The sequence below is a fragment of the Natronomonas sp. genome (assembly GCF_047616845.1).
Classification (GTDB): Archaea; Halobacteriota; Halobacteria; order Halobacteriales; family Haloarculaceae; genus Natronomonas.
In genome coordinates, this window is record NZ_JBLGBY010000084.1 from 1 (window position 1) to 5,418 (window position 5,418).

Consider the following 5,418-nt stretch of genomic DNA (forward strand, 5'->3'; position numbering starts at 1 on the left):
ATACACGGCGGCTTTTTTCGCCCACGTTTTTGCGCCGAGCGGGTCGCTCCTGCGACCCCGAGGCGGAAAAAGGTGGAGGTGAAAGATATCGTCAATCTCGCTGGCGTGGCTGTCGTTGACGCACAGACGAACGAGTAATACACGGCGGCTTTTTTCGCCCACGTTTTTGCGCCGAGCGGGTCGCTCCTGCGACCCCGAGGCGGAAAAAGGTGGAGGTGAAAGATATCGTCAATCTCGCTGGCGTGGCTGTCGTTGACGCACAGATGAGGGGAGTCGTGACAGTCGTTTTAGCGTCGAGTGGGGTAGTTGACCGGCGAAACGTTGAAACAGGACAGCCCCAACCACACGGTATGGCACGGAATCACGGCATCGACCGGCGGTCGTACCTGGCCGCGGTCGGCGCTGCAGGGACGGCCGGACTCGCCGGCTGTCTTGGTGGGAACGGCGGCGAAAACGGCGAGGAAACCATTACCATCGGCTCCGATATCCCGTATGCACCCTTCGAGTTCCGCACGGAGGAGGGTGAACTCGTCGGCTTCGATGTCGAGATCGCCGAAGCGGTCTTCACCGGCGAACTCGACCTCGACTACGAGTTCCAGGAAACCGGTTTCGATGGCATCATCGCCTCGCTGAACAACGGCAACTTCCGCGTCATCATGAGTGCGATGACCATCAACGAGGAACGCGCCGAGCGGGTCGATTTCTCGGATCCCTACTTCACGGCCTACCAGACCGTCCTCGTGCTCGACGACGGGGAAATCACCTCGAAGGGGGATCTCCGGGGCCGCGATGTCGGCGTCCAGAAGGGGACGACCGGCGAGGGCGCTGCTGAGTCGCTCAAAGAGGAATTCGACGGCGATCTCACCATCGAGAGCTACGACCAGATTACCGGCGCCTTCGACGCGCTGCTGAACAACCAGGTCGACGCTGTCATCAACGACAACACCGTCAGCGCGGAGTTTGCCAACGAGAACGACGATGTCATCTTCCTCGAAGGCGAGGGTGAGGCTGCCGAGCAGGGTGCCGACGCCCCGCCGTACCTCACCCTGACCGTCGAGGAGTACGGGATCGCCTTCCGGCAGGACGACGGCGAGTTCCGTCAGGAGGTCAACGACGCGCTCGGAGCCATCCGTGAGGACGGCACCTACGACGATATCTACGACGAGTACTTCGCTGGATAATCCGGTTTTGACTCGGTAGTTTCATCGTCCCGGGGTCGATTCGCATAGAATATGGCAGAAGCGCAGTCCAACGAGGAGCCCCCGGAGAGCGGTGGCGTGTTGATGCGCGACGCACTCGTAAGGCGATTCGGGGAACTGATCTCCGGGGGATTCCTCCTTCTCATCGGTGGACTCGTCGCATGGATTCTCTGGTCACAGGTCAACTACACGCTGTTGAGCTCGCAGTTCATCGCCCGGCGGTTTGCGGAGGCGTTCGTCCTCGTTATCCAGATCGTCGTTATCTCGAGTCTGCTGTCGGTCACACTCGGCGTTCTCGTCGGACTGGGCCGCATCTCCACGTCCGGGATAACCGGCCGCATCGCCAAGGGGTACGTCGAGTTCTTCCGCGGGACGCCGCTTCTCTTCCAGTTGTTCGTCATCTTCTTCGGCATCCCCCGCTTGTGGGCGACCGGCCAGTTCCCCGTCGAGAATTGGGCCATACCGGCGGCGATCATCGGGTTGACGCTGAACCACGCCGCCTACGTCGGCGAGGCGATCCGCGGCGGCATCAGCGCGGTTCCGGACGGGCAGATGGAGGCTGCACGCTCTCTCGGGATGTCCCGCGTGATGGCGCTTCGAAACGTCGTGTTGCCGCAGGCGTGGCGCAACGCGCTTGCGGCTATCGGCAACGACCAAATTATTCTCGTCAAGGATACCTCCCTCCTGACGGTCATCGCAGTCCCGGAGATTATGAGCGTCTTCCGGAATATCAACAGCAACCAGCTCGACCCCTGGACGCCGCTCGTGTGGGTCTGTATCCTCTATCTGATAATTACGATGTCGATGAGTCAAGTCGTCAACCAGCTCGAACAGTACTCCGACTGGGGCTCCGATGGCGGTGTCCTTGGTCGGCTATCGAACTTCTCTCGGAGCGTCGGTGGTGAGAGCGAATGAGTCCCCGTCCACTCGTCGAGTTCGAGTCAGTTGACAAGCACTTCGGCGACACCCACGTGCTGAAAGACATCGATCTCGCCGTCGATGAACGCGACGTGGTCGTCGTCATCGGACCATCAGGATCCGGCAAATCGACGCTCCTGCGGTGTACGAACCGTCTCGAAGAGATCCAGGACGGCGAGATTCGACTCGATGGGCGCTCGATTACCGACGCAGACGTCAATCAGGTTCGGCAGGATGTCGGCATGGTGTTCCAATCGTTCAATCTCTTTCCACACAAGAACGCCCTCCAGAACGTCTCGTTGGCGCCCGAGCATGTCCGCGGCCTCTCGGAGAGTGACGCCCGCCACCGTGCTCGGGAACTCCTCGACCGTGTCGGGCTCGCTGACCAGCGGGAATCGTACCCACATGAACTCTCCGGCGGCCAGCAACAGCGGGTCGCTATTGCCCGCGCGCTGGCGATGGATCCGAAAGTCATGCTCTTCGACGAGGTGACGAGCGCGCTCGACCCGGAACTCGTCGGGGAAGTCCTCGATGTCATCGAAGGCCTCGCCGAGGAGGGAATGACGATGATGCTCGTCACTCACGAGATGGGCTTTGCCCGCGAGGTGGCCGACCGCATCGTCCTGATGTCCGAGGGGCGCATCGTCGAACAGAACGACCCCGAATCCTTCTTCGAGAACCCAGAAACCGAACGCGGCCGACAGTTCCTCTCGCGGTTGCTGTAGCGGCTACATGAAATCGGAGAGGCCGGCTTGCCCGTCGTCGTCTTCGGCTGCTTCAGCGCGTTCCTCGGCCGACTGGTCGTCGGCCGCCCCGTCGGCGTCAGCGTCGCCATCGTCGCTGGATGCGCCGAAATCAGCCAGCGTTCCGCCGCTGCCGTCTTCGTTGCTGTCGGTGTCTGCGTCGTCGCTCGCTGCGGCTTCCACCTGCGCGAACGCGCCGCCGGAGTGTTCGACGGCTTCCTCCTCAAGCAGTTCCTCGGCGTCCTCGATGATGCCCTGTACCTTGTTCGTCGTTTTGCCCGACCCGGTGATGAGCGAGACGTGTTCGGCATCGAGGTCGTAGCGGGCGACCATCCGAACCGTCAGCTCCCGGTTGCGGCAGTGGTGGGTCATCACCGACAGATACGGCATGATCTCGCGGCGCGCGGTCGCCATCGAGACGCCCGCCTCCTTCGCAATCTGCTGGGCGACGTAATCGCGTGTCGAATCGCGCGAGGAGCGGTAGGGTGCGCCACCATAGCGTGTCCATCCGCCGCGTTCTTCCTGACGGACGGCAGCAACCCCCGCCGAAACGTTGTCCGTCGCGTACCGCCAGTACGTGTAGTTCTGGGTCGCCCGCACCCGGCCCAGCCAGACGTCCGCGTTCGCGAGGTGTTCGTAGGCGTCGGCCAGCTCGTCGCCCTCGTACACTTTCGGCACCTTGTCTTCGATCCACTGCAGGAGGTTATCCGGCGTCTCGTCGACGGCGTAGGCGGTCTGAAGCGCCTCTTCGGCGGATTCCTCCTTGAGGACAGCATCGAGGAACGAGAAGATGTCCTCGGTGCGGTCGCGTTCGCCCTCGCTGCCTGTATCCAGGATTTCGCCATCTCGCTCGCGGGACTGTACGTCCTTGATGGCCCCACGGAGGTCGCCGTGATTCTGCTCGGCGATGCGTTCGAGGACGTCCTCGTCGAACGTGACGTCTTCCTGCCGGCAGATGTCGCGCAGGACGGGCACGATAGAGCGCGTTGAGATATCGCGGAACTCGATGTCCTCGCAGGCACTTCGGAGCCCCGAGGACATCTCGTAGTAGTCGTTGGCGATGAGGACGATGGGCTGGGTCGCGTTCTTGACGAGCCGCGTCATCGCGGCCGCGCCGCCGCGGTCTTTGTGCTGGTGGAGGTTGTCGGCCTCGTCGAGGATGATGAGTTGGCGGGTGCCGCCGATAGTGGTGTTTGCGGCCGCCCGGCCCGCGAACCGCTCGATTTCGTCTTTCGTCCGCGCGTCGGAGGCGTTCAACTCGAGGACGGGCCAGTCCATATCGCTGGCCAGCGCGTGGGCTGCCGAGGTCTTGCCGACGCCCGGGGAGCCGTGGATGATGACCGCATCGCCGTGGTCATCCCAGGTCTCGGCCCACTCCTCCAGGGCGTCGCGGGCCTTGTTGTTCCCGCGAACCTCTGAGAGCGTCGAGGGGCGGTATTTCTCCGTCCAGTCGGTCATTATCAAGAGGTGGGGTGTGGCGGGTAAAGTGGTTGCGGACGGGCGTTCCTCACTCGGCCAGCCGCTTTCCGAGCCGTCGGAAATACGGTGTCAGGAAGGCGTTGCTAATGCCGACCGCGACGAGCATGAAGCCGAGAGCGGTGTAACTGCCGCCATCCAGCGTCGGCCACAGCCAGACGCCGAAGGAGCCGACGAGAAAGCCCAACGAGAGCCCGCTGGCGGCGTTCTGCGTGCGCTCGAAGACGAGCGTCGAGAGTGCCAGCCCGCCGAGGCCGTAGACGAGAATATCGTGGGGACGGGTGCTAATGTAGGCGATGAGCAGCGCGATGAGGCCTGAGCCGGCGATGCCGTAGCCGACGAGCCGGAGCTGTTTCTCCTGGCGTTCGTCTTCAGTCAGGGTCTCCGCGTCCTCATCGCTCATACTCGACGGTTCACGACGACGGGGTTAGCTCTTGTCGTTGCGCTCGGGGGTCAAGCATCACGAAGGTCGTCGACGGCGCCGGCGCGGATGCTGGCCGCCGCAGCCTCATCGGCACGGCGAACCAACTCCGCTTCCAGGGTCGCCGGCTCGACGGACGTCCGCGGCGAATGCGAGAGAACGATGTGAGCGATTTCGACCGGGAGGTTCGCCCGCGAGACGACCGAGACGCCGTAGTAGGGGTGGCCGAGCAGGCGGCCGACCTCGGTTCGCTCCATGCCGTCGAACTCGTAGAGCTTCGAAACGTCGTGGATCAACGCCCCGGCAATGACGGTGTCGAGGTCGATATCGAGGTCGTCGTGTCGCGAGACGCGACCGGAGGGAGGGTCTCGGGATGAGCGAGCGGCGGACGCCGCGAGTAGCGATTCCGCGAGGCCGAGGGCACAGGCCGTGACGTCGCGTACGTGGTCGACGAGCAGTGCTTCCTCGGCGGCCAGCCCGAGGTCGTCCTGGGCGGGCGGTAGCCACGGTACCTCGGGGAGGTCTTCGACCTCGAGGCCGTTGACGCCGGCCGCGGTCGTCCAGGCTGTCGAGACGCCCGTTCGGAGCGTGTCGTCCTCGATGCTTTCGATTTCGGGAAACACCGATTCGATATCCATACCGGGTGGACGGGAGCCGGCGG

General features: G+C 63.4%; 6 protein-coding genes. 3 read left to right on the plus strand and 3 right to left on the minus strand.

Annotated elements, in window-relative coordinates; genetic code table 11:
- Positions 1-350 precede the first annotated feature (350 nt).
- From ACI8UR_RS12110 to ACI8UR_RS12120, 3 genes are all read left to right on the plus strand, one after another.
- Positions 351-1,181, plus strand: a complete 831-nt coding sequence (locus ACI8UR_RS12110; protein ID WP_411714635.1) for a basic amino acid ABC transporter substrate-binding protein — start codon at positions 351-353, stop codon at positions 1,179-1,181.
- 102 nt (positions 1,182-1,283) lie between these two features.
- Entirely contained in the window at positions 1,284-2,114 is an 831-nt protein-coding gene (locus ACI8UR_RS12115; RefSeq protein ID WP_411714643.1) for an amino acid ABC transporter permease, read from the plus strand.
- Entirely contained in the window at positions 2,111-2,842 is a 732-nt protein-coding gene (locus ACI8UR_RS12120; RefSeq protein WP_411714634.1) for an amino acid ABC transporter ATP-binding protein, read from the plus strand. The genes ACI8UR_RS12115 and ACI8UR_RS12120 overlap by 4 nt, the downstream gene beginning before the upstream one ends.
- A 3-nt stretch (positions 2,843-2,845) precedes the next feature.
- Here ACI8UR_RS12120 and ACI8UR_RS12125 read toward each other — a convergent pair whose 3' ends face one another.
- The 3 genes from ACI8UR_RS12125 to ACI8UR_RS12135 are packed head-to-tail and all read right to left on the minus strand — an operon-like array spanning position 2,846 to position 5,395.
- Entirely contained in the window at positions 2,846-4,318 is a 1,473-nt protein-coding gene (locus ACI8UR_RS12125) for a replication factor C large subunit (protein ID WP_411714633.1), read from the minus strand.
- A 49-nt stretch (positions 4,319-4,367) separates the two neighbouring features.
- Complete coding sequence (locus ACI8UR_RS12130; RefSeq protein WP_411714632.1) at positions 4,368-4,739, minus strand: hypothetical protein; 372 nt, start codon at positions 4,737-4,739, stop codon at positions 4,368-4,370.
- Positions 4,740-4,789: 50 nt separating this feature from the next.
- Complete coding sequence (locus ACI8UR_RS12135) at positions 4,790-5,395, minus strand: HD domain-containing protein (protein ID WP_411714631.1); 606 nt, start codon at positions 5,393-5,395, stop codon at positions 4,790-4,792.
- Positions 5,396-5,418: the final 23 nt, after the last annotated feature.

Excerpts from the sequence above, each read along its gene's own strand:
- ACI8UR_RS12110 (WP_411714635.1), top strand. The coding sequence starts at position 351 with ATGGCACGGAATCACGGCATCGACCGGCGGTCGTACCTGGCCGCGGTC.
- ACI8UR_RS12115 (WP_411714643.1), top strand. The coding sequence starts at position 1,284 with ATGCGCGACGCACTCGTAAGGCGATTCGGGGAACTGATCTCCGGGGGA.
- ACI8UR_RS12120 (WP_411714634.1), top strand. The coding sequence starts at position 2,111 with ATGAGTCCCCGTCCACTCGTCGAGTTCGAGTCAGTTGACAAGCACTTC.
- ACI8UR_RS12125 (WP_411714633.1), bottom strand. The coding sequence starts at position 4,318 with ATGACCGACTGGACGGAGAAATACCGCCCCTCGACGCTCTCAGAGGTT.
- ACI8UR_RS12130 (WP_411714632.1), bottom strand. The coding sequence starts at position 4,739 with ATGAGCGATGAGGACGCGGAGACCCTGACTGAAGACGAACGCCAGGAG.
- ACI8UR_RS12135 (WP_411714631.1), bottom strand. The coding sequence starts at position 5,395 with ATGGATATCGAATCGGTGTTTCCCGAAATCGAAAGCATCGAGGACGAC.